A 23,624-nucleotide genomic window follows, 5' to 3' on the forward strand; every position below is an offset into this window, starting at 1 on the left:
GATGGGACGCATCATTTGCTGCGGTCTCGGCCCCGGTGATCCCGATTTGATGAGCGTGCGCGCGGACCGGACGGTGCGTGGCGCCAGGCATGTCGCCTATTTCCGCAAGAAGGGCCGGCCCGGCCAGGCGCGCCGGATTGTCGAGGGCATGTTGGCGGCCGACGTCACCGAATATCCGATGGAATATCCGGTCACCACGGAAATCGCCTTCGACACGCCTGAATATGTCCAGCTGCTTGCCGGCTTCCACGACGAATGGGCGGAACGTCTGGCCCGGCTGGCGCGTGCGGTCGACGTCGTCGTGCTCTGCGAGGGCGATCCTTACTTCTACGGCTCCTTCATGCATCTGCACACGCGCCTGCAAGGCCGTGTCGAGATCGAGGTGATCGCCGGCATTCCCGGCATGGTCGGCTGCTGGAATGGCGTGGGACAGCCGATCGCGCTCGGTGATGACGTGACGACGGTGCTCATGGGCACGCTCGCCGAGGCCGAGCTCGAGCGCCGCATGCGCGATTCCGATGCGCTCGTGATCATGAAGACCGGGCGCAATCTGGCAAAGGTCCGCCGCGCGCTCGCTGCCGCCGGACGGCTGGACGACGCCTGGCTGGTCGAGCGCGGCACCATGCCCGGCGAGCGCGTGGTGCGGCTCGCGGAGATCGATGCCGCCGACTGCCCCTATTTCGCGATCGTGCTCGTGCACGGCAAGGGCCGGCATCCGGACGCCGTCGAATGACGGGCACGCTGACCATCGCGGGCCTCGGGCCGGGCAGCGATGCGCTGGTGACGCCCGAGGTCTCCGTTGCGCTTGCTGCCGCGACCGACATTCTGGGCTACGCGCCCTATGTCGCGCGCGTGCCAGCGCGGGCAGGGCTCACTTTGCATCCTTCCGACAATCGCGAAGAGCTGCAGCGCGCAAGCGAGGCGCTGCGGCTCGCGGCCGAAGGCGGGCAAGTCGTTATCGTGTCCTCCGGCGACCCCGGCGTCTTCGCAATGGCTTCTGCCGTGTTCGAGGCGCTCGAACAGGCGCCGCAATGGCTGGAGCTGCCGATCCGTGTGCTGCCTGGCGTCACTGCGATGCTGGCCGCTGCCGCGCGCGTTGGCGCGCCGCTCGGCCATGATTTCTGTGCGATCAATCTCTCGGACAATCTCAAGCCGTGGGCGGTGATCGAGAAGCGCCTGCGGGTCGCCGCGGAAGCCGACTTTGCCATTGCGATGTATAATCCGCGCTCGGCGAGCCGACCGGAGGGTTTTGGCCGCGCGCTTGCGGTGCTGAAGGAGGCCGGCTGCGGCGAGCGCCTCGTGATCTTCGCGCGCGCGATCAGCGCCGCCGATGAAAAGATCGAGACCGTCAGGCTGAAGGAAGCGACACCCGAAATGGCCGACATGCGCACGCTGGTGATCGTGGGCAACTCGCAGACACGCCGCGTCGGCCGCTGGGTCTATGCGCCGAGGCAGGTGCGATGACCGAGCCATTGCATGATCTCGGCCACGCCCTCGACCCGCAATCTTTCCGGCAGTTGCGGTCGTGCGATCATGATCACCGGCAGGCCGAGTACCCGCGCAGCGTCGATCTTGGCGCGCGCGCCGTCGCCGCCCGAATTGCGGGCGACGATCCGGGTGATGCTGCGTTTGCGCATCATCTCCAGCTCGGCCTCAAGCGTGAATGGCCCACGCGACACGATCAATTCTGCGGCGAAGGGCAGGGGTCCTTCGGGCGGATCGACGAAACGCAGCGTATAGACGTGCTGCGGCTTGGTTGCGAATGGCGCGATGTGCTGGCGGCCGATGGCGAGGAATACGTTTGCCCGCGCGTCTGGCAACGCGGCGACCGCGGCGTTGACATCTGCGACCTCGATCCAGTTGTCGGCGGATACCCTCGTCCAAGGCGCGCGCTCCAGCGCAATCAGCGGCGTTCCGGTTTCCGCGCATGCCGCGACCGCGTTGCGCCTCATCTCGGCCGCGAAGGGGTGCGTCGCATCGATCACATGCGTGATGCCTTCACGGCGAATGTAGTCGGCAAGTCCACTGACGCCACCAAAACCGCCGTTGCGGGTCGGCAGCGGCTGGTCGGCGGGCGCGCGAGTGCGGCCGCCATAGGAATAGACGGCATCGATACCTGCGCGCGCGATCTCCGCCGCAAGCAGGCTTGCGTCGGCTGTTCCGCCCAGAATAAGGGCGCGTGTCATGGCTGATCCGTGGCTGACCATCATCGGTATCGGCGAAGATGGCCTTGCCGGGCTGTCCGAGGCAAGCCGAAAGGCGCTGGCCACGGCGGAAACTGTCTTTGGCGGTGAGCGTCATCTCGCGCTTGTAGATGTTGGTAGCCGCGGCCGCGCGTGGCCGGTGCCGTTCGACGCGGATGTCGTGCTGGGCTGTCGCGGCCGCCCGACGGCGGTGCTCGCCTCCGGCGATCCGTTCTGGCACGGCGCGGGTGCAAGCCTCGCGGAGAAGCTGGACGCCGGGGAGTGGATCGCGCATTCGGCCCCGTCAACGTTTTCGCTCGCCGCCGCACGGCTGGGCTGGCGCCTCGAATCCGTTGTCTGTCTTGGGCTTCACGCCGCGCCATTCGAGCGTCTCGTGCCGCATCTGGCGCGAGGTGCGCGCATCATTTGCCTCGTACGTGACGGGAAGGCCGCAGGCGAGCTCGCGAAATGGCTGACGGAGCGCGGATGGGGCGCTTCGGCATTCTGGACGCTCGCCGCGCTCGGCGGGCCGCGCGAAAGCATCAACGAACATCGCGCCGATAGCTTCGCAGGCGACGTCGCCGGAAACCTGGTCGCGGTTGCCGTTGAGGCGAGAGGAGCGCAAGGCCTTCCCCGCAGCTCGGGCCTGTCGGACGATCTCTTCGTTCATGACGGCCAGATCACCAAGCGGCCGGTCCGCGCGCTCGCGCTCTTGGCGCTGGCGCCGCGTCCCGGTGAACGTCTCTGGGACATCGGCGCCGGCTCGGGTTCGATCTCGATCGAGTGGGCGCTCTGCGGCGGGACGACGATCGCCGTCGAGGCGCGCGAGGATCGCGCTGGGAATATCCGCAGCAATGCGGCCGCGTTCGGATTGGCACATCGGATCACAGTCATCACGGGAAAGGCGCCCGAAGCCCTCACAGCACTGGAAGCGCCGGCCGCCGTCTTCATCGGCGGCGGCTTCGACATTGCGATGTTCGATGCCATCTGGTCGCGACTCACGCCGGGCGCGCGGCTTGTCGCGCATGCGGTGACGCTGGAGACGGAGGCGCTGCTTGGCGAGCTGCACCAGCGCCACGGCGGCGAACTGATGCGGGTCGAGATTGCACATGCCGCCCCGCTCGGCCGCTATCGCTCCTGGGAGACAGCGCGGCCGGTGGTGCAATGGAGTTCGGTTCGATGAAAGTCGCCGGACTCGGATTCAAAAAAGATGTCACGCTGGCCTCGCTGCGAGAAGCGCTGCTGGCGGCGGGCGGCTCCGAAGGCCTCGCGGCCATCGCGACTGTGAGTGACAAAGCCGAGGCGGAGGTGTTGAAGCAGCTTGCGCGCGAATGCGGCGTGCCGATCAAGGCGATCGCCGCCGAAATGCTGGCCGGCATCGACACGCCAACGCAGTCAAAACTCGTCGCGGAAAAATTCAGGACGGGATCGGTCGCGGAGGCCGCAGCGCTCGCGGCGGCTGGTCCTCGCGCGCGATTGATTGCGACGCGGACGGTCTCGCAGGATCGCACCGCGACCGCCGCGATTGCGGAAGGAGACGGCGCATGACGGTGCATTTCATCGGCGCCGGGCCGGGCGCTCCCGACTTGCTGACATTGCGCGGACGCGATCTGATTGCTGTCTGTCCGGTCTGCCTCTATGCCGGCTCGCTGGTGCCGGAGGGCGTGCTGGCGCATTGCCCGCCCGGCGCGTGCATCGTCAATACCGCGCCGATGTCGCTCGATGAGATCATCGCGGAGATCGCTGCCGCGCATGCCGAGGGCAAGGACGTCGCGCGGCTGCATTCCGGCGATCTCTCGATCTGGTCGGCGATGGGCGAACAGCTGCGTCGCCTGCGCGCGCTCGATATTCCTTACACCGTGACGCCCGGCGTTCCCTCTTTCTCGGCTGCCGCAGCTGCGCTGGAGGCCGAACTGACGCTGCCCGGCCTTGCCCAGACCGTGGTTTTGACGCGCACGCCGGGCCGCGCCAGTGCGATGCCTGAGGGCGAGAAGCTCGCCGCCTTCGCCGCCACCGGTGCGGTACTCGCAATTCATTTGTCGATCCATCTGCTCGACAAGGTCGTCGCCGAGCTGACGCCGCATTACGGCGCGGATTGTCCGGTCGCGATCGTCTGGCGTGCGAGCTGGCCTGACCAGCGCATCGTCCGCGCGACGCTGGCAACACTCGATGCGGCTGTAGGCGTCGAGATGGAGCGCACTGCATTGATCCTGGTCGGCAAAACGCTGGGCTCGGCGGATTTCGACGAGAGCCGTCTCTATGCCGCCGATTACGACCGCCGCTATCGCCCCGTGGGCGCCGAGCCGCGCTTTCCGGAGGTGTCGTGATGGCGGCAGGTCTCGTCATCTCCGCGCCGGCCTCCGGTGTCGGCAAGACGACGCTGACGCTGGCGCTTGCCCGCGCCTGGCGCAACAGCGGATTGCGGGTGCAGTGCTTCAAGAGCGGCCCCGACTATATCGACCCCGCGTTTCATGCCGCCGCTACGGGACGCGCTTCCGTCAACCTCGACAGCTGGGCGATGGATCGCGCGACGATCTCGCATCTCGTCAGTCGCGGCACCGACGCCGATGTCGTGCTGGCCGAGGGTTCGATGGGCCTGTTCGACGGCGTCGCCGCGCGCGGTGTCTGCGGCACCGGCGCGACCGCCGACATTGCAGAGATGCTGGACTGGCCGGTGCTGCTCGTGATCGATCCCTCGGGACAGGCACAGACGGCGGCGGCGATCGCCGCAGGCCTTCGTGATTATCGTCCCGGCGTGCGCCTTGCCGGCGTCGTGCTCAATCGCGTTGCCAGCCCGCGCCATGAAGCCCTCGTGCGGCGTGCGCTGCTGGATGCCGGCATTGCCGTGTTCGGCGCGCTGCCGCGTCATGCCGAGATCAGCCTGCCGAAACGGCATCTCGGACTGGTGCAGGCCGAGGAGCAGGCGGAGATCGGCAAGCTGATCGACGAGGCCGCACGCTTCGTCGCCGAGCATGTCGATCTCGATGCGGTGCTGCAATCGGCTGCCAGCTGGTCGCCGCAACCTGCCGCGAGCGGCGTGAACGTGACGCCGCCCGGCCAGCGCATTGCGCTTGCCCGCGACGCCGCGTTCTCCTTCGTCTATCCGCATATGCTGGAAGCGTGGCGCGCGGCGGGTGCGGAGATATCGACATTCTCGCCACTGGCTGATGAAGCCCCTGATCCGGGCGCCGATGTCTGCTGGCTGCCTGGCGGTTATCCCGAGCTTCAAGCCGGCAAGATCGCGGCCAATGCGCGCTTCCACAGCGGATTACGCACCTTCGCCGAGACGCGGCCGGTGCACGGCGAATGCGGAGGCTATATGGTGCTGGGGACCGCTTTGACCGACGCCGACGGTGTTCGTCATGAGATGACGGGCCTGCTCGGTCTGGAGACGAGCTTTGCCAAACGCCGCATGCATCTCGGCTATCGCTTGGCTGAACTCGCCGCGCCGATGCCGGGTCATCAGGCGGGCGCACGCCTGCGTGGCCATGAATTCCACTATTCGACGATCCTCGCGCAGCCCGACACGCCGCTGGCGGTCGTGCACGACGCGACAGGCGCGGTCATCGCCGAGACCGGCTCGCGGCGGGGACAAGCCACCGGCACGTTCTTTCATCTGATCGCGGAGGACCGGTGAGCGGTTTTGTCTCCTTCGTTTCCGCCGGCCCCGGCGATCCCGAGCTCCTCACGCTCAAGGGGGCCGCACGGCTGCGCGAGGCTGATGTCGTGCTCTATGACGATCTTGCTTCGGGTGCGATCCTCGATCTGCCCCGGCCCGGCGCCAATCTCGTCGCGGTCGGAAAGCGGGCGGGGCGGCCCTCGACCAAGCAGCACCACGTCAACCGCCTGCTGGTCGACTATGCTGCTACCGGCGTGCGCGTGGTGCGATTGAAGTCGGGCGATGCCGGCATCTTTGGCCGGCTCGAGGAGGAGCTCGAGACGCTGCGCGAAGCGGGCATCGGCTATGAGATTATTCCCGGTGTCACCACGGCCTGCGTCGCTGCGGCCCAGGCCGGGATTCCGCTGACCCGGCGTCACACCTCGCGGCGGGTGCAGTTCATCACCGGCGCCGACGTGACGGGTGAGCTGCCGCCAGACCTCAACTGGGCGGCGCTGGCCGATCCCGAAGCGACGACCGTGGTCTATATGGGCCGCCGCACGTTTCCGGCGCTTGTCGCAAAATTGATCGAGCACGGGCTCTCCCCAACCACGCCGGCGCTGTTCGCCGAATCCCTCGGCCGTTCCGATGAGCGGCTGGTCCGCACCACAATTTCGGAGCTTGCCGAGCAGCTTGCGCGCGGCGGGGCGGCCTCCACGGCGGCCGTCATCTTGTTCGGCGCGCTGGCGGGTGATTATCCGTCATGACGGCCTTGGCCGCCCTTCGCCCCTTGACGCCCGGCTGGCGAAAGGGGCACACAGGAGAGGCATGGTGCTCGACGCGGCGCAAAGCGCTGGAGCATAATCGGGAATGGGGGTGGGCGGACCCAGTTGCGGCGCCCAAAACCCCAGCCGCCCCCGCGACTGTAAGCGGTGAGGGACTTCGATCAGCCACTGGGCCGCAAGGTTCGGGAAGGCCGGAGACTCCCAGTGAACCGCGAGCCAGGAGACCGGCCCTGCACGTTTTTAGGCCAAGGCCGTCGGGTGTGACGGCAAGAAGGATCTGAGCCATGCATATCGAACCCGGACTAGTGTCGGACGCCAAGCTGGTGTTGAGTTACGCAACCGGCATCGCGGTCGGCGGCGTTGCGTTGAAGCTCGCGGTTGAGACCGTGCGCGAGCAGGGCATCACGTCGTTCGCGGCGCGCACGCTCGCCACCACGGGCCTCGTGTTCATCTTCTTCGAGATCCTGCCGCACTTCCCCGTCGGCGTCTCCGAAGTGCACTTCATCCTCGGCTCGACCCTGTTCCTGCTGTTCGGAGCTGCGCCAGCGGCCTTCGGCCTCGCGTTCGGCCTGCTGTTCCAGGGCATCTTCTTCGAGCCGCCCGATTTGCCGCAATTTGGCATGAACGTAACCACGCTGCTGGTGCCGCTGTTCGCGATCCAGGCGATTGCCACGCGGATCATTTCGCGCAACACCGCCTATGTCGATTTGAAGTACCGCCAGGCACTGGCGCTTTCGACGACGTATCAGTTCGGCGTCATCGCCTGGGTGGCGTTCTGGGCGCTTTATGGCTCCGGTTTCGGCGCGACCAACCTCGCCAGCATCGCGACGTTTGCGGCGTCCTACGCGCTGGTCATTGTGATCGAGCCGCTTGCCGATCTCGGCGTGCTGGCGCTGGCAAAGTCGTTGCGCGGCGTCACGGCGCCCGGCCTCGTCACGCCGCGCCTGCATAACGCGGCCTGAGAGACAAGCGAACGGGCGGCCGTCATGGCCGCCCTTCGCAACCGCGATGTTCACGCTCTCCCTGATAGGCATCGGTTGCGGCAATCCCGATCAGCTGACGCGCGCCGCGATCGGTGCGATCAACGCGGCCGATCTCGTCCTGATCCCGCGCAAGGGGACCGCAAAATCCGATCTCGCCGATCTCAGGCGGACGATCTGCGCGGATGTGCTCACCAATCAAACGACGCGCATCGCCGAGTTCGATCTTCCTGTGCGCGACGCGGCTGAAGCGGATTACCGCAAGGGCGTGGATGATTGGCACGATGCCGTGGCCGCGACCTGGTCGCAGGCGATCGCCAGCCATCTTGAAGGCGAGGGCAAGGTCGCGCTGTTGATCTGGGGCGATCCCTCGCTTTATGATTCTTCGCTACGCATTGCGCGGCGGCTCAATCCCTCACCAAGGATCGAGGTCGTGCCCGGCATCACCTCGATCCAGGCGCTGTGCGCGGCGCATGCCATGCCGCTCAACGACATCGGCGAGCCATTCCTGGTGACGACGGGACGCCGCTTGCGCGATGGCGGTTGGCCGGCAGGTGTCGATACCGTGGTGGTGATGCTCGACGGCGGCACGGCGTTCCAGTCGCTTGATCCGGCGGGACTTCATGTCTGGTGGGGCGCCTATCTCGGCATGCCCGATCAGATCATCATGTCCGGCGCGCTGGCCGAGATCGGCCCGCGCATCGTCGCCGTGCGGCAAGAGGCGCGCGAGCGGCATGGCTGGATCATGGACAGTTACATCCTCAAGCGCAGGCCGTAAGGCAAGCGAGGCAGCATGCTCCCTGAATGGGTCACCCAACAATGTCCCGACATCTCCGCTGTCCATCGCGAGGCAGCGATTGCGCGTCAGGCGCAATTGACAAAACCGACCGGCGCGCTCGGCCGGCTCGAGCAGCTCGCCATCGAGCTTGCGGGCCTGCAAGCAACTGAGCAACCGCGCGCGGCGCGGGTGCCGATCATCGTCTTCGCCGGCGATCACGGCATCGTCGTGCAAGGCGTCTCGGCCTATCCGCAACAAGTGACCATCGCGATGCTGGCGAATTTTGCCTCCGGCGGCGCCGCGATCTCGGTGCTCGCCCGCGAGTTAGGCTCTAATCTGGAGGTCGTCGACGCCGGCACGCTGGCGCAGGAGGAGATGGCAGGAATCGTGACCGACAAGCCGCGCAGCGGCACGCGTGATTTCAGCGTCGAAGCCGCGCTCACACCTGTCGAGCTGGCGTTTGCCTTCGAAGCCGGCCAGCGTGCGGTTGCGCGCGCGGAGGCCAATCGGCCCGATCTTCTGATCTTCGGCGAGATGGGCATCGGCAACACCACGACATCGGCGGCGATCGCAGCGGGCCTGCTCGGCGTGAGCGCCGAGGAGATCGCCGGCAGCGGCACCGGCGTCGACGCGGCCGGCCGGGCGCACAAGGCGCGGGTGATCGACGCTGCGATTGCGCGCCATGGCGTTGCCGGCGCTTCGCCTGAAAATATACTGTGCGCCGTCGGCGGCCTCGAGATCGCGGCGATCTGCGGTGCCATCATTGCGGCTGCACAGCGCCGCATTCCCGTGTTGATCGACGGCTTCATCGTGTCGGTGGCGGCGCTGGCGGCTGCGCGCCTCAATCCGTCGTGCCAGTCGTTCCTGCTGGCCTCCCACCAGTCCGCGGAGCAGGGCCATCGGCTGGTGCTTCGCGCGCTGAACGTGCAACCGCTGATCAGCCTCGATCTCAGGCTCGGCGAAGGATCGGGCGCGGCCATCGCGCTGCCGCTGGTGCGATCTGCCTGCGCGCTCCACAACGGCATGGCGACCTTTGCGCAGGCCAATGTGCCTGATCGTCCGGCCTGATCAAATCATCCGCTGGTTGACGGAGACGACGCGCCAACCGGTCGCGAGCCGGTCGACCCGGGTCAGCGACAGCGGATCGATCACGAAGCGCAGGGCCGCTTGTGGCGTCAGATCCAGCGCGATGCACAGCGCCGCTCGGATCGTGCCGGAATGCACGACAAGCGTGGCCGATCCGGTGCCGATCCGGGAGAGACCCAGCCGGACGCGCGTGACCTGATCCTCAAAGCTTTCGCCGCCCGGCGGCCGTCCGCGCGCCGGATCGTTCCAGAACTGCGCATAGGCCTCGTCACCAGCCGCTGCGAGCTCGTCATGCCGACGGCCGGTCCAGTCGCCAAAATCCTGCTCGCTGAATTCGCCTACCTGCATCGGTTCTAGCCCCAGCGCGCGCGCCGTTTCGACCGTGCGCCGCGACGGGCTCGCAAAGCTCGTGGCGTCCCGCGGCAGGTGCTGCCGCAGCGCCTCCAGCTGCGCCCGATCGCCGAGATCGGCCGGCGCATCGGCCGCATGAATCGTCCCTTTGACGCCGTCGACGGGCGCATGCCGTATCAGCCAGAGGAAGGTCTCGCCTTCCATGCTTATCTCCAAGGAAGTTGGTCGCTGTGGCGATAACGCCAACAGGCACATTGACTCTGTCTGGGTCGTAATCCTAGATGCTCGCGACGGTTTCCCCGAGAGGGGATGAAAAGGGAATGCGGTGCGGGGACTTCGTCCCCAATGCCGTGGCTGCCCCCGCAACTGTAAGCGGCGAATCTTGCGTCACGAGCCACTGGGTATCTCGGTCCCGGGAAGGCGATGCAAGGTACTGACCCGCGAGCCAGGAGACCTGCCGTCAGCCGTGGTCACACGCGAAGATGTCGGTCGGGGAGTACAGACATTCGGCTTCATCGGAAGGCTGCAAAGCCAGAAGATGGGACCTTGGTTCGCTGTGACGTGCCACTGACGTCATACCGAGGTCTGAACCATGTTTTCCGTCCATGCCACCCGACTGCGCAGATTCCTGCTTGCGTCCGCAGCGCTCACATCCCTTGCCGTCCTTGATCTGCCCGCCGCGCTGGCGCAGCAGGCTCGCGAACCTCTGCCACCGGTCGAGATATCACCCGCCCAATCCCGCAAGCTGGCCAGGCCGGCCGGCCGGGACGCGCAGAGCCCACGCCGCGCAGCTGCGCGCCGGCCGGCGGCTGCATCCGCAGCGCCCAAGCCCGTCGTGCCGACCGCAGCGGCGCAAACGCCGCTCAACACCAATGCAATCGCCGTAAGCGCCTCGCGTCTCGGTCTGACCGTGAGAGAGATCCCCGCCACCGTCGAGGTGATCTCGGCCGAGACCATGCGCGAGCAGGGCTATCGCACCGTCTCCGAAGTGGCCCAGGGTGCCGTCGGCGTCACCTCCGGGGACAATCCGGCCGAGCCCGGGGCGTTCTCCATGCGCGGCTTCACCAACAGCCAGATCAACACGCTCTACAACGGCATCAAGATCGGCCCGCAGAACATGACTTCGCGGGTCATGGATACGGCCAATCTGGAGGCGGTGGAATTCCTCAAAGGCCCGGCCTCGCTGATCTCGGGTGAGGGGGCCGCCGGCGGCGCGATCAACTTCGTCACCAAGCAGCCGCACACCGGAGCGATCCGGAACGAGGCCGATTTTTCCTGGGATTCGCTTAACTCGTTCCGCGCGCATTACGGGTCGGGCGGCAGCACCAACGTAGACGGACTCGACTATCGCTTCGACGTCAGCCGGTCCTCGCTCAACGGTTTTGCCGACGACATCAACACCAAGACGCTCGACGTCTCCGGCCAGCTCAACTACCGCATCTCCGACAGTCTCAAGATCTGGGGCGCGATCGAGTATCGCGAAGACCGTTCGAAAGCCTATTGGGGTGCACCGCTGGTGCCGATCGCCTTCAGCGGTTCGCATGCGACGACGGGAATCGTTTCGGGCAATTACTTCAACAGGACTGATCTTGGGGCTGTCACCATCGACGACCGCACTTTCAACACCAACTACAACGTCCTCGACAATCGAAACGTGGCGCAGGAGGTGTGGCTGCGCGGTGGCTTCGAGCTGAGGCTTGCGCCTGACCTGACGCTGAAAAGCCAGGCCTATGGTTATGGTGCGGAGCGCACCTGGTTAAACAATGAGATCGAGGCGTTCGATTCCACGACGAACAGGGTGTATCGCGAGCGCTTCTATGTCGCGCACAGCCAGCGCCTTGTCGGCAACATCACCGACTTGATCTGGGATGCCAACATCGCCGGCTTCGACAACCGCCTGGTCACGACGCTATCGTCGAGTTACCTCGACTTCGTGAGGCCGGGTGCCGCAAATTTCCCCGATGATTCCGTCTCGCTGGTCAATCCCGATCGCGGCTATTACGGCTTGCTCACGACTAAGCAGCAGACCGCGCGGATCGACGACGAGGCGCTGTCGTTCGAGGACCGGTTGAAGTTGACACGGACCTTTGCGCTAGTCGGCGGCCTCCGCGTCGAGCATATCGGGCTCGACCGCAACTCGACCGACAAGACCGGGCTCGTGAACGCGGGTTTCCCGTTCTCGCAATCCTGGGTCCCGACGACGGGCCGTATCGGCTACACGTGGGAAGCCGTTCCGGGCCTGACCTTTTTCAGCCAATACGCGACCGGCGCCGACATCGCAGCCAACAACATCTTTCTGCTCAATCCGACCGATCCGCTCAACCTGACCACCGCGCGCACCTACGAGACCGGCGTCAAGCACCTGTTCTGGGACAATCGGGCGGAGTGGTCGTTCTCGGCCTATGACATCTTGCGCACGAACGTCTATGCGGCGGCAGGCGGCATGCAGCTCAACCTCGCCGGGCGGCAGGAGTCGAAGGGCGTCGAGCTTGCCGCCTCGGTGCGTCCGATCGAGCCGCTGCGCCTCTGGGGCAACATCGCCTATGTCGACGCCCGCTATGCCGATTACGATTTCGTCGGCGGCTCGTTCTCCGGCAATACGCCGCCGAACGTGCCGCGCGTCGTCGCCAATGCCGGCGCGTCGTACCGTTTCTTCGCGCCCTGGGCGGTTGAGATCGGCATCATCGGCCGCCATGTCGGCGACCGCTACAACACCGATGCCAATGTCTTGACGCTGAAGGCCTATACAGTGGCCGATGTCTACGCCTTCGTCGATATCCCGAAGACGGTGTTCAACGCGGTCGACCAGGCCCGCCTGACCTTCCGGGTGCGCAACATCGCCGACAAGCGTTACGCGATCTGGGGCGATCCGTTCTATCCAGACCAGATCCTGCTGGGTGCGCCGCGGACCTATGAGATCTCGGCCGCGTTCAAATGGTAGGACGCTGATCGATGATGCGCGCGATCGTCCTGCTGCATCGATGGCTCGGGATCGCGTTCTGCCTGCTGTTCGCGATGTGGTTCGCGACAGGGATCGTGATGCACTTCGTTCCGTTTCCGTCCCTGACGGAAGCGGAACGCTTTGCCGGCCTCGTGCCGCTGGGTCGCGGTGAGACGACGATCGCGGTCGCCGATGCTGTTGCCGCGAGCGGGATCGCGGATGCGACGCGCGTTCGCCTGATCCAGCGCAGCAACGGACCAGTCTATGTCGTTTCGGGGCCATCGCGCGCAGGCGCAGTCCTCGCCGCCCACGGGGTCGACGCGTCGGTCGCGTCTTCCGACGTCGCGCTGGCCATCGCGCGGGATCACGCCCGCAGCCGCGGGCTGGATGCCGCGCGGGCCGCGATCGTCGCACGCGCGTACTACGACCAATGGAGCGTGCCGAACGGCTTTGACCGCCACCGGCCCTTGTTTCGGGTTGCCCTCGGTGACGCCGGCGTGACGGAAGTCTATGTCTCCTCGCTCACCGGCGAGATCGTCCTGGATACGACGCGCCGCGAGCGCGGATGGAATCTCGCCGGAAGTGTCCTGCACTGGATCTATCCGACAGTTCTGCGAAGCAATTGGTCGCTGTGGGATCGGGTGGTCTGGACCTTGTCGCTGCTGGCCCTGATCGCAGCTTTGCTTGGCGCTGTGCTCGGGCTTGCGCGGATCAAACCTCGAGGCGGTCTGATCGGCTCGCCCTATCGTGGCTGGCATGCCCTGCATCATCTCATCGGCCTCGCGGCCATGGTGTTCGTACTGACCTGGATTTTCAGCGGCTGGCTCTCCATGGATCATGGGCGGCTGTTCTCGCGTGGGCAATTGACCTCGGCTGAATCCAGCGTGATGAACGCTTCACCGAACTGGGGGGCGGCTGCATCGCTCGATCGGCAGCCTATATCGCCGTCGACCCGCGAGATCGAATGGTTTGCCTTCAACGGCACTCTCTATCGGCGGGACCGGACGGGCCTTGCCGGCCAGACCTTGATCAAGGCAGGCGACGCGCCCCGCGATGAACCAACGGGATCTCTGGATGGGCAGGAGGTCCAGGGGCTGACCGCGCGCCTCGCGGCCGGCTGCGGCGCACCGTCCGTACTTGCCGACAACGACGACTATCCCGCGCAGTCCAATGTCCCGGGCGCCCCGGTCTACCGCTCGTCCTGCGGCGACCTCTGGTTCGACATCGACGGCGCCGACGGCAATTTGCTGCAAAGGCTGGATTCGTCGCGGCGGGCTTATCGCTGGTTCTACGGCGCGCTGCACACGCTGGATTTTCCGGTCCTGCTGACGCGTCCGCGCCTGCGTGATGCCCTGATTGTCGGGCTGTGCGCGTTGGGACTGATGTTCTCCGTCACTGGGATCGCGATTGGCTGGCGGCGCCTGCGGTCCTGACCAATGAGCGGTGGCGACCTGGTTCCAGGCCGACCAGGCGCCCCGGTCGCGCGACTTCTCGCGAAGGGGCGAACTTGAGCGGGTGACCGGCCGGGAGCCACTTGCGTCCGTTTGCGCCGTTGGAATATGAAGCGGGTGGTGCTTATAGTGCCGCGCCAACAAGCTCATCGTTTTGCAGCGCAGTGCAGGGAGGAAGGATCTGATGTCGACGGCCCTGCGCATCGCTCATGGCGCTTTCGGCAGGGTCGCTCTGCTCGACATGGACCGTTCGCTGGTCCGACACGCTCATCACCATTGCCATGTCCTGCTCAAGGTCGAGGGCGCCGACACCCAGTTCCTGGTCGGCGATCAGGTCACGCCGCTCACCGACACCGCCGCCGTGCTCGTCGACGGCTGGAAGCCGCATGCCTATGTGCACGACGCCGATCGTCCGCGTACCCTCATCATGGCGCTCTATATCGAGCCGAAATGGCTGAAGGAGTTCCGGCCGGGATGGGCCGCGAGCGGCGCACCGGGCTTCTTCGAGCGACCGTCGGGCGAAGTGTCGCCGCGTATCCGTCAGCTCACGCTGCATCTCGCGGCCGAAATGATGGCAAATCCCGACGCGGTGCGCACCCACGAGCAGACACTGTCTGACCTCATGATTGCCGTGATCGAGCGCTTCACGCCCTGGCGCAGCTTTCCGACGTCGATCCGCGGCATCAGCGCGGTGAGCTGCGACTGGCGGATCCGCCGCGCGATGGATGCGATGCGGATGCACGAGTCACATGGCAATGTCGACCAGTTCGCGAAGGGCGCGGGCCTGTCGCGCGCGCAGTTCTTCCGCCTGTTCGAGACCTCGCTCGGCGTTTCGCCGAAGCTCTATCTCAACGTCGTTCGCATGGAGCGTGCGCTCGACGCGGTGATGCGCGAGGAGACGCCGGTCGGTGAGCTCAGCGAGCGCTTCGGCTTTCCGGAGCCCGCGCATTTCACGCGTTTCTTCCGCGATCATGCCGGCGTCAGCCCGCGCGAGTTTCGCAACGTCTCGCGTCTTGCCGGTTGATATTGCGTCGCACGCTTTCGAATGAGACGATTTGGTAAGTCTTGAGAGCGGGCGGTATGGCCCCCGCATGCCCCGTCCTGACATCTGGCACCGTCGCGTCAAAGAACGCGTCGGGAGGTATGCCGGGACATGGTGCAGGCTGCGGTTAAATCCGCAAATTCAGTCGATCAGAGCGGCGACAGACCGTGGGTCGGGCGTTCGATCGAGCGCGTCGAGGACGCTGCGTTGCTCAGCGGCCGCGGCCGCTTCATCGACGATCTCGGCGTTCAGCCCGGCACGCTGCACGCGGCAATCCTGCGCTCGCCGCACGCGCATGCCGATATCCTTTCGATCGACATCGAAGCCGCCAGGCGACTGCCGGGCGTTGCTGCGGTTCTGATCGGCAGCGACGTCAAGGCGGTTACGACAAGTCTCGTCGTCGGCGTGAAGGCGCCGGTCGAGTGCTGGCCGATCGCGATCGACCGCGTGCGTTATGTCGGCGAGCCCGTGGCCGTGATCGTTGCCACCGACCGCGCCCGCGCCGAGGATGCGGCCGAACTCATCAATGTCGAATATCGCCCGCGTGCGGCGGTCGTTGATCCACTCGGGACGCTTGCGCCCGGTGCGCCTGTTCTGCACGACGGCTTTCCCGGCAATCTCGCCAGCGACCGCACCTTCCGTTACGGCGACCCCGGGAAAGCCTTTGCGGATGCGGCGCATCGCTTCTCCATCGACATCCGCTATCCTCGCAATTCCTGCACGCCGATCGAGACCTACGGCGTCGTTGCCTCGCACGAGGCCGGGGAGGACGCCTTCGAGGTCCTCGCCAATTTCCAGGGCCCGTTCAGCATCCACACGGTGATCGCGCGCGCGTTGAAAGTGCCCGGCAACCGGCTGCGGCTGCGCACGCCGCCGGATTCCGGCGGCAGCTTTGGCGTCAAGCAGGGCGTGTTTCCCTATATCGTGTTGATTGCGGCTGCAGCCCGCGTCACGGGACGGCCGGTGAAGTGGATCGAGGACCGGCTCGAGCATCTCACCGCATCGGTGTCGGCGACCAACCGCGCGACGACGCTGTCGGCGGCGGTCGCAGTCGACGGCAAGATCCTCGCACTGGACTGGGACCAGGTCGAGGATTGCGGCGCGCATCTGCGCGCGCCCGAGCCGGCGACGCTCTACCGCATGCACGGCAACATGACCGGCGCCTACGACATCCGCAACGTCAGGATCCGTAACCGCGTCGTCGTCACCAACAAGACGCCGACCGGCCTCAACCGTGGCTTTGGCGGACCGCAGGTCTATTTCGCACTGGAGCGGCTGGTGCAGCGCATCGCGGTCGGCCTCGGTCTCGATCCGCTCGATGTCATCAAGCGCAATCTGATCGATGCCGGCGCCTTTCCCTACCGCACCGCGACCGGAGCGCTGCTCGATTCCGGCAACTATCAGGAAGCGGTCGCGCGTGCGATCGAGGGCGGCAGGCTGGCCGCGCTCAGGTCGAAACGTGACGAAGTGCGCGCGCGCGGAGGGCTCTACGGCATCGGCTTCACCGCCGTCGTCGAACCCAGTGTCTCCAACATGGGCTACATCACGACCGTGCTGACGGCGGCTGAGCGTCGCAAGGCTGGGCCGAAGAACGGCGCGCAGGCGACGGCGACGGTCGGCCTCGATCCGGTCGGCAGTGTCACCGTCCATGTCGCCTCAGTGCCGCAAGGGCAGGGCCATCGCACCGTGCTGTCGCAGGTCGTCGCCGACGTCTTCGGCCTTGAGCCGAAGGATATTCGCGTCAACACCGAGATCGACACGGCCAAGGACGCCTGGTCGATCGCGTCAGGCAATTACGCCAGCCGCTTCGCTGCGGCGGTGGCCGGCACTGCAAAGCTCGCGGCGGAGCGCGTTGCCGGCCGTCTCGCGCGCATCGCCGCGAGCCAGCTGAACGTCGAGGCCGCCGACATCGTGTTTGCGAGGGGCTTCGTCGCCTCGAGACACAATCCCGAGAACCGGATCGCGTTCTCGCGCGTCGCCGCCCTCAGCCATTGGTCGCCGGGCTCGCTGCCCGACGATGCCGGCCAGACCATCCGCGAGACCATGTTCTGGACCCCGCCGGAGCTGACGCCGCCCGACGAGGACGACCGCATCAACTCCTCGCTCTGCCACGGTTTCATCTTTGACTTCTGCGGGGTCGAGATCGACCGCATCACGCTGGGGACGCGGATCGACCGCTACGTCACCATGCATGATTGCGGCACCATCCTGCATCCCGGCATGGTCAACGGCCAGATCTGCGGCGGCTTTGCGCAGGCGTTGGGTGCCGCGCTCTACGAGGAATATGCCTACGCCGAGGACGGCAGCTTTCTGACGGGAACGCTCGCCGACTACCTGCTGCCGACCACCACCGAGGTACCGGAGCCCGAGATCATCCATATGGAGACGCCGTCGCCATTTACGCCACTCGGCGCAAAAGGTGTTGCCGAAGGCAATTGCATGTCGACACCGGTGTGCCTCGCCAACGCGGTCGCGGATGCGCTCGGCATTGCCGATGTCACTTTGCCGCTGGTACCGGCGCGCCTTGCGGAACTGGTGCGCGGCGCGGAGCCGCCGCCTCCCGCGGGCGGCGCGATCGCCTCACCCGTGCGGGCAGGTGCCCGGCGCTTGCGGGGCGAGGGGCAGGCGTCGGTGGTCGGCGCGCCCGAGCAGGTCTGGGCGATGCTGCTCGATCCCGCGACGCTGCAATCGGTCATTCCGGGCTGCCAGCGCGTCGACAAGGTCACCGACACGCTTTTCCGAGCCGACGTCACGCTCGGCATCGGCCCCGTCACCGGACGCTATCGCGCCGACGTCGAGCTGTTCGATCTCGATCCGCCGCGCGCGGTCACGCTGCGCGGAGGTGCCACCGGCGCGCTCGGTTTTGGCAGCGCCGAGGGACGCGTCATGCTCGCCCCTGACGGTGACGGCGGAACAAGGCTGACCTACAGCTATGACGCCGCCATCGGCGGCAAGGTCGCGAGCATCGGCGGCCGCCTGCTTGACGGCGCGACTCGCGTGATCATCGGCCAGTTCTTCACTGCGTTGGCCCGCAAGGCCGGCGGCGGCTTCTCGTTGTTCGCGGTGCTGGCGAAATTCGCCGGCCTGTTCGGGGGGCGCCGATGAAGCCGCCCGCATTCGATTATCTCCGCGCCGAGGCGACCAGCCAGGTTCTCGACGTGCTCGCGCAGGAAGGCGGCGACGCGCGCGTGCTCGCCGGCGGCCAGTCGCTGATGGCGATGCTCAACATGCGGCTCGCCAAGCCGAAGCTGCTGATCGACATCATGCGCCTGAACGAGCTCCGCAGGATCGAGCGGAAGGGCGATGCCGTCGTCATCGGCGCCGGCGTGCGCCAGGCCGATCTGCTGGCTTGGCCGCATCTCGCCGGGACGCTGCCATTGGTGGGCTTGGCGCTGCCCTGGGTCGGGCACATGCAGACCCGCAGCCGCGGCACCATCTGCGGTTCGCTCGCGCATGCCGATCCCAGTGCCGAGATGCCGCTCGTGCTGGTCGCGCTCGGCGGCGAGGTCCATCTACGCAGTTCGAAGCGCCGCAGCAGCGTGCCAGCCAAGGAGTTCTTCGCCGGCATGATGCTGACCACCCGTGCCGACGACGAGCTGATCGAAAGCATCTCGCTGCCGGTCTTCGGGGGATCGCGCTTCGCCTTCCGTGAGGTCGCCCGCCGACATGGCGATTTCGCCATCGTCGCCTGCGCCGCGATGAAGACGCCGACGGGCGTGCGTCTCGCCGTCGGCGGCGTCGCCGACGTTCCGACGGCGCGCGACTGGCCGCGGCTCGACGGGACTGCGCTCGACGATGCCCTCAACGCCTTCGCCTACGAGCTCGGCGCCCGTGACGACGTCCACGCCACCGCGCGCTATCGCCGCGACCTCGTGCGGCTGATCGGCCGCGATTTGATCGGCGAGGTGCTGCAATGAGCCGTCTCAAAGCCGATAGCCGCCACCCCGTCCGTTTCGCTTTGAACGGCGAGCCGGTTGCGGGTGAAGCCGAGCCCCGCATGCTGCTCTCCGACTTCCTGCGCCATCAGCTAGGCGCGACCGGAACCCATGTCGGCTGCGAGCACGGCGTCTGCGGCGCCTGCACCGTCGTCGTGGACGGCATGCTGACCCGGTCCTGCCTCACGCTCGCGGCGCAAGTCGAGGGCAGCGAGATCAGGACGGTCGAAGGGCTCGCGCCGTCGGCCGACCGGCTCGGTGTGCTGCAACAGGCTTTCCGCCGCAACCACGCACTGCAGTGCGGATTCTGCACGCCCGGAATTTTGATGTCGCTCGACCACTATCTCAGCCGCAATCCGGCGCCGACCGAAGCGGACATCCGCGATCTCCTCAGCGGGCATCTGTGCCGCTGCACCGGTTACACCCCGATCATCCGGGCGGCGCTGGAAGCCGCTGCTCAGCTCGCTTCATCCAAAACAGAGACGTCAGATGCTTGATCTCGCCAGCAGCTTCATTGCCAGCGCCGCGCGCGATCCCCAAGCCATCGCGCTGGTCGACGGCGATCTTCGTCTGACGTATCGGCAGTGGTACGGCAAGATCTCGGCGCTCGTCGCGTCGCTCGACCGCCTTGGCCTGAAGCCCGGCGATCACGTCGTGACGCTGCTGCAAAACCGCTGGGAGGCCGCGACGCTGCACTGGGCCTGCCAGTTCGCGGCCCTGGTGATCACGCCGATCAACTGGCGGGCCAAGACCGACGAGCTTGATTTCTGTATCGCGAACGCCGAGGCCTGCGCGGTCTTCTATCAGGACGTTTCTGCCGGCGCGGTGCGGGACTCTGCGCTCGCCGGCCGGCTGCTGCGTGTGTCCGTCGATGCCGGGACGGGCGGGGCGACCAGCTTTTCCGATCTGATCAGGGACAACGTGCCCGACGCCGAGCCGCGAGCCGATGCCGACGCCTGGTCGATCATGCTCTACACGTCGGGCACGACCTCGCGCCCGAAGGGCGTGCCGCGCCGGCATCGCGCCGAGCGCGCCGCTGCGATCGCGCATGTCGCGCAAAACCTGTACGGCCGCGGCGAGCGCACCCTCGGGGTGATGCCGCTCTATCACACCATGGGCGTCCGCTCGCTGCTGGCGATGTCACTGATCGGCGGCCGCTTCATCTGCCTGCCGCGCTACGACAGCGGGCAGGCGCTGGCACTGATCGAGCAGGAAGAGATCACCAATCTTTATCTGGTGCCGACGCTCTACCACGAGCTCGTCCATCACGAGGCCTTTGCCGAGACCGACATATCCAGCGTCCGCAAGCTCGGCTTTGCCGGCGCGTCGATGACGGATGGTCTGCTGAAGAAGCTGAACGAAGCGTTCAGGCCGGAATTGTTCGTCAACCACTACGGCAGCTCCGAGATTTACACGTTTACGATCGACCAGAACGCCGTTGCAAAGCCCGGTTCGGCCGGCAAGGCCGGGCTGAACCAGCATGTCAAAGTCGTGCGCATCGGCGCGCGCTCGGTCGCGGATCTTGCTGCGGACGGCGAGGAGGGCGAGATCATCGCAACGCTTGCCGGCGACGAAGCTTTCGAAAGTTACTGGCGCCGCCCCGAAGCCGACGCCAAGTCGCTGCGCGAGGGCTGGTACTTTACCGGCGATACCGGCTTCGTCGATCCCGACGGCGATCTCTTCGTCACCGGCCGCGTCGACGACATGATCATCACCGGCGGCGAGAACGTCTCACCGGTCGAGATCGAGAGCTGCCTGTCGCTGCATCCCGCCGTCGACGAGGTCGCGGTGGTCGGCGTCGCCGACGAGAAATGGGGCAAGGTCGTGGCGGCCTTCGTCAAGCGCAATCGTGTGGTCTCCGACGTGGAGCTGGAGCAGTTCTGCCGCACATCGGGCCTGGCCAACTTCAAGCGCCCGCGCCGCTACGTCTTCGTCGATTCAATTCCGAAGTCGCCGGTCGGTAAGCTGCTGCGGCGATTGCTCGTCGCCGGAGAATACGAGGCCGAGCGCCTGCCGCCATCGGACGCCGCCTGATCCCACGTATCAACAGAAGGAAGCAACATGCCGACGCCCTACAATTTCACCGATCCCCGGCTCGCCAAGCTCGACGGATTCAAGGTCGAGATCGACGAGGCGCATGAGCGCGCCGACATCATCCTGGGGCGTCCGCCCTACAACGTCGTGGCGATGCCGCAGCGCGACCAGTTGCGGCTGACCTTCGAGACGCTGGACGAGGATCCGCGGGTCCGCATCATCGTGCTGCGCGGAGAGGGTGAGCATTTCTCCAGCGGCGGAAATATCGGCGGCTTCATGGAGGCGAGCCCCGAGCACGTCTCCAAGCTCGCCTGGAACATCGCCGCGCCCGCGCGTTGCGCCAAGCCCGTCATCGTCGCCAACCGCGGTTATTGCTTCGGGGTCGGCTTCGAGCTCTCGCTCGCGTGCGATTTCCGTATTGCTTCGGAGACCACCCAATATGCGCTGCCGGAGCAGAAGCTCGGCCAGATCCCGGGCTCCGGCGGCTCGGCACGCCTGCAGAAGATGGTCGGCATCACCCGCACCAAGGACATCGTGATGCGCTCCAAACGCATTTCGGCCAAGCAGGCGCTGGAGTGGGGCATTGCGACCGAATGCGTGCCGGATGCCGAGCTGGAGAAGGCGACCGACAAGCTCGTCGACGAGCTCCGCACCTTCTCGCCGCTGGCGCAGCGCACGGCCAAGAAGCTCCTCAACGACACCGAGGATTCGACGCTTGCCATCGCCATCGAGCTCGAAGGCCATTGCTACAGCCGTTTGCGCCAGTCGGAGGACTTCAAGGAGGGTGTCGAGGCCTTCAACGCCAAGCGCCCGCCGAAATTCTCTGGCCGTTGATACGCGACAGAACTGCTGCGGTTCGCAATGGCGCGAACCGCGGCGCTATTCAAACGGGGGAGGTAAAACAAAATGGCTGAGATGGATATGCCGGTCGCAGGTGCGAGAGCACCGGCCGATAATAAGCAAATGGTCAACGCGATCATCGCGTCTGTGCTCGGATGGGCGCTCGACCTGTTCGATTTGTTCATTCTGCTCTACGTAGCGCCTGTTATCGGCGCGCTGTTCTTTCCGTCAAGCAATGCGGCGTTGTCGCTTGCCGCGGTCTATGGCTCGTTCGCGGTGACGCTCTTGATGCGGCCGCTCGGCTCGGCGGTGTTCGGGCATTATGCCGACGTGTACGGCCGCAAGCAGGCCATGCTGATCGCCATCGTCGGCGTCGGTATCAGCACGGCGGCGTTCGGCCTGCTGCCGACCATCGCTCAAATCGGCATTTTCGCGCCGATCATCTTCCTGGTCCTGCGCCTGGTGCAGGGCGTCTTCGTCGGCGGCGTGGTGGCGTCCACCCACACCATCGGCACCGAGTCGGTGCCGGCGCATTGGCGTGGTGCGATGTCCGGTCTGGTCGGCGGCGGTGGCGCCGGTATCGGCGCATTGCTGGCGTCCTTCGTCTTCCTGATCACATCCTCGATCTTCCCCGGCGATGCCTTCGCGATCTGGGGCTGGCGCTTCATGTTCTTCTCGGGGCTGCTCAGCTCACTGCTCGGTTGGTTCATCTTCCGGAACCTCGAGGAGTCGCCGTACTTCAAGGAGCTCAAGCGCCAGCAGGGCAACAAGCAGGCGAAGGTCTCGAAGGCGCCGGTCAAGGACGTGTTTTCGGGCGAGTATCGCGGCGTGCTGCTGGTCAACCTGCTGATCACGTTTGGCGGCGGCGCAGGCTATTACCTGACCTCGGGCTATCTGCCGAGCTTTCTGAAAGTGATCAACGCCGTCCCGAACCAGACGTCGTCGCTGATCCTGATGGGCGCCAGCGTGTCGGCGTTCTTCTCGGCGGTGCTGGTCGGCGCGCTGAGCGACCGCATCGGCCGCAAGAAGACGTTTCTTTTGATCGGCGTCCTGGCGGCGGTGCTGTTGCCGCTCTGCTATCTCAACCTGGCTGCCACCAAGGATACGACGCAGATCACGCTCTATGCGTTCGCCATCGCCTTCATCGGCAATGCCGGCTACGCACCGGTGCTGATCTTCCTGAACGAGCGTTTCCCGACCGCACTGCGCGCGAGCGGCACGGGCCTGTCCTGGAACATCGGCTTTGCGCTGGGCGGGATGATGCCGACCTTCGTCTCGCTGGTGAGCGGCAGCCCGGCGGAAATTCCGATGTCGCTGGCATACTTCGCGGTCGGCGTGTTCGTAATCTACCTGATCGGCGCAGTTGTGATCCCCGAGACCAAAGGCAACTTCCGCTGAGTTTGGGCACGGCGCGGTCGCATCGCTGGGGCGACCGCGTTGCATAGCTCATAGGCAGTCGGCTCTCCCTTTCCGCCGGCAGGCCGCCTGCAAATTAGCCAGGGATGAAATTGCAGCGCAGCGCACTTGATGATTTGCGCGGAGAAATCCGTGGTGCGCCGCACGTTTCTCGCGTGGAACGATCCGCACTGGCCTGCACTCCCCGCGGGCAGCGCTGCCCTA

General features: G+C 66.1%; 21 protein-coding genes and 2 riboswitches. Of the genes, 19 read left to right on the top strand and 2 right to left on the bottom strand.

Annotation, left to right across the window (positions count from 1 at the left end; all coding sequences use genetic code 11):
- The first annotated feature begins 1 nt into the window (after window position 1).
- The gene (locus tag IVB48_RS36290; protein ID WP_247407797.1) at window positions 2–733 is read left to right on the top strand and encodes a precorrin-2 C(20)-methyltransferase; all 732 of its coding nucleotides are present in this window, start codon (window positions 2–4) and stop codon (window positions 731–733) included.
- Window positions 730–1,464, top strand: a complete 735-nt coding sequence (gene cobJ / locus IVB48_RS36295; RefSeq protein ID WP_247407799.1) for a precorrin-3B C(17)-methyltransferase — start codon at window positions 730–732, stop codon at window positions 1,462–1,464. The genes IVB48_RS36290 and cobJ overlap by 4 nt, the downstream gene beginning before the upstream one ends.
- Here cobJ and IVB48_RS36300 read toward each other — a convergent pair.
- A complete protein-coding gene (locus IVB48_RS36300) occupies window positions 1,440–2,186 on the bottom strand; it encodes a cobalt-precorrin-6A reductase (protein WP_247407801.1) in 747 nt (248 codons plus the stop codon). The two genes, cobJ and IVB48_RS36300, sit on opposite strands and share 25 nt — an antisense overlap.
- Here IVB48_RS36300 and cbiE point away from each other — a divergent pair.
- The 8 genes from cbiE to cobT all read left to right on the top strand — a co-directional run bounded on the left by cbiE (window position 2,185) and on the right by cobT (window position 9,392).
- Window positions 2,185–3,366: a precorrin-6y C5,15-methyltransferase (decarboxylating) subunit CbiE gene (gene cbiE, locus IVB48_RS36305; protein ID WP_247407803.1), complete on the top strand. Its 1,182-nt coding sequence runs from the start codon at window positions 2,185–2,187 to the stop codon at window positions 3,364–3,366. The two genes, IVB48_RS36300 and cbiE, sit on opposite strands and share 2 nt — an antisense overlap.
- Window positions 3,363–3,731: a cobalamin biosynthesis protein gene (locus IVB48_RS36310; protein WP_247407805.1), complete on the top strand. Its 369-nt coding sequence runs from the start codon at window positions 3,363–3,365 to the stop codon at window positions 3,729–3,731. The genes cbiE and IVB48_RS36310 overlap by 4 nt, the downstream gene beginning before the upstream one ends.
- Entirely contained in the window at window positions 3,728–4,510 is a 783-nt protein-coding gene (gene cobM / locus IVB48_RS36315; RefSeq protein ID WP_247407807.1) for a precorrin-4 C(11)-methyltransferase, read from the top strand. Before IVB48_RS36310 ends, cobM begins: the two co-directional genes overlap by 4 nt.
- Window positions 4,510–5,820 (top strand): cobyrinate a,c-diamide synthase, encoded by a 1,311-nt coding sequence (locus IVB48_RS36320; protein WP_247407809.1) that lies wholly within the window; start codon window positions 4,510–4,512, stop codon window positions 5,818–5,820. Before cobM ends, IVB48_RS36320 begins: the two co-directional genes overlap by 1 nt.
- Complete coding sequence (gene cobA, locus IVB48_RS36325) at window positions 5,817–6,548, top strand: uroporphyrinogen-III C-methyltransferase (protein ID WP_247407812.1); 732 nt, start codon at window positions 5,817–5,819, stop codon at window positions 6,546–6,548. Before IVB48_RS36320 ends, cobA begins: the two co-directional genes overlap by 4 nt.
- 45 nt (window positions 6,549–6,593) lie before the next feature.
- Window positions 6,594–6,814, top strand: a riboswitch (cobalamin riboswitch).
- Between the two features lie 36 nt (window positions 6,815–6,850).
- Window positions 6,851–7,528, top strand: a complete 678-nt coding sequence (locus tag IVB48_RS36330; RefSeq protein ID WP_247407814.1) for an energy-coupling factor ABC transporter permease — start codon at window positions 6,851–6,853, stop codon at window positions 7,526–7,528.
- A 46-nt stretch (window positions 7,529–7,574) separates the two neighbouring features.
- Window positions 7,575–8,324 (top strand): precorrin-6A synthase (deacetylating), encoded by a 750-nt coding sequence (cobF, locus tag IVB48_RS36335; protein WP_247407816.1) that lies wholly within the window; start codon window positions 7,575–7,577, stop codon window positions 8,322–8,324.
- A 15-nt stretch (window positions 8,325–8,339) separates the two neighbouring features.
- Window positions 8,340–9,392 carry a nicotinate-nucleotide--dimethylbenzimidazole phosphoribosyltransferase gene (gene cobT / locus IVB48_RS36340; protein WP_247407818.1) on the top strand — a complete coding sequence of 351 codons (1,053 nt, stop codon included), beginning with the start codon at window positions 8,340–8,342 and terminating at the stop codon, window positions 9,390–9,392.
- Here cobT and IVB48_RS36345 read toward each other — a convergent pair whose 3' ends face one another.
- Complete coding sequence (locus IVB48_RS36345; RefSeq protein ID WP_247407820.1) at window positions 9,393–9,965, bottom strand: histidine phosphatase family protein; 573 nt, start codon at window positions 9,963–9,965, stop codon at window positions 9,393–9,395.
- A gap of 70 nt (window positions 9,966–10,035) precedes the next feature.
- A riboswitch (cobalamin riboswitch) is annotated at window positions 10,036–10,238 on the top strand.
- Between the two features lie 115 nt (window positions 10,239–10,353).
- On the opposite strand from IVB48_RS36345, the gene IVB48_RS36350 reads away from it, so the two are divergent.
- The 9 genes from IVB48_RS36350 to IVB48_RS36390 all read left to right on the top strand — a co-directional run bounded on the left by IVB48_RS36350 (window position 10,354) and on the right by IVB48_RS36390 (window position 23,402).
- Entirely contained in the window at window positions 10,354–12,702 is a 2,349-nt protein-coding gene (locus IVB48_RS36350) for a TonB-dependent receptor (protein ID WP_247407822.1), read from the top strand.
- 11 nt (window positions 12,703–12,713) lie between these two features.
- Complete coding sequence (locus IVB48_RS36355; RefSeq protein ID WP_247407824.1) at window positions 12,714–14,135, top strand: PepSY domain-containing protein; 1,422 nt, start codon at window positions 12,714–12,716, stop codon at window positions 14,133–14,135.
- 202 nt (window positions 14,136–14,337) lie between these two features.
- Complete coding sequence (locus tag IVB48_RS36360) at window positions 14,338–15,177, top strand: AraC family transcriptional regulator (protein WP_247407827.1); 840 nt, start codon at window positions 14,338–14,340, stop codon at window positions 15,175–15,177.
- 129 nt (window positions 15,178–15,306) lie between these two features.
- Window positions 15,307–18,300 (top strand): molybdopterin cofactor-binding domain-containing protein, encoded by a 2,994-nt coding sequence (locus IVB48_RS36365; protein WP_247407829.1) that lies wholly within the window; start codon window positions 15,307–15,309, stop codon window positions 18,298–18,300.
- Window positions 18,297–19,112 carry an FAD binding domain-containing protein gene (locus tag IVB48_RS36370; protein ID WP_247407831.1) on the top strand — a complete coding sequence of 272 codons (816 nt, stop codon included), beginning with the start codon at window positions 18,297–18,299 and terminating at the stop codon, window positions 19,110–19,112. Before IVB48_RS36365 ends, IVB48_RS36370 begins: the two co-directional genes overlap by 4 nt.
- Window positions 19,109–19,627 (top strand): (2Fe-2S)-binding protein, encoded by a 519-nt coding sequence (locus IVB48_RS36375; protein ID WP_247407834.1) that lies wholly within the window; start codon window positions 19,109–19,111, stop codon window positions 19,625–19,627. The genes IVB48_RS36370 and IVB48_RS36375 overlap by 4 nt, the downstream gene beginning before the upstream one ends.
- Window positions 19,620–21,164, top strand: coding sequence for an AMP-binding protein (locus tag IVB48_RS36380; protein WP_247407835.1), 1,545 nt, complete (start codon window positions 19,620–19,622; stop codon window positions 21,162–21,164). Before IVB48_RS36375 ends, IVB48_RS36380 begins: the two co-directional genes overlap by 8 nt.
- A 27-nt stretch (window positions 21,165–21,191) precedes the next feature.
- Entirely contained in the window at window positions 21,192–21,998 is an 807-nt protein-coding gene (locus IVB48_RS36385) for an enoyl-CoA hydratase-related protein (protein ID WP_247407838.1), read from the top strand.
- A 72-nt stretch (window positions 21,999–22,070) separates the two neighbouring features.
- A complete protein-coding gene (locus IVB48_RS36390) occupies window positions 22,071–23,402 on the top strand; it encodes an MFS transporter (protein WP_247407840.1) in 1,332 nt (443 codons plus the stop codon).
- Window positions 23,403–23,624 lie beyond the last annotated feature (222 nt).

The sequence above is a fragment of the Bradyrhizobium sp. 76 genome (assembly GCF_023073025.1).
Taxonomy (GTDB): Bacteria; Pseudomonadota; Alphaproteobacteria; order Rhizobiales; family Xanthobacteraceae; genus Bradyrhizobium.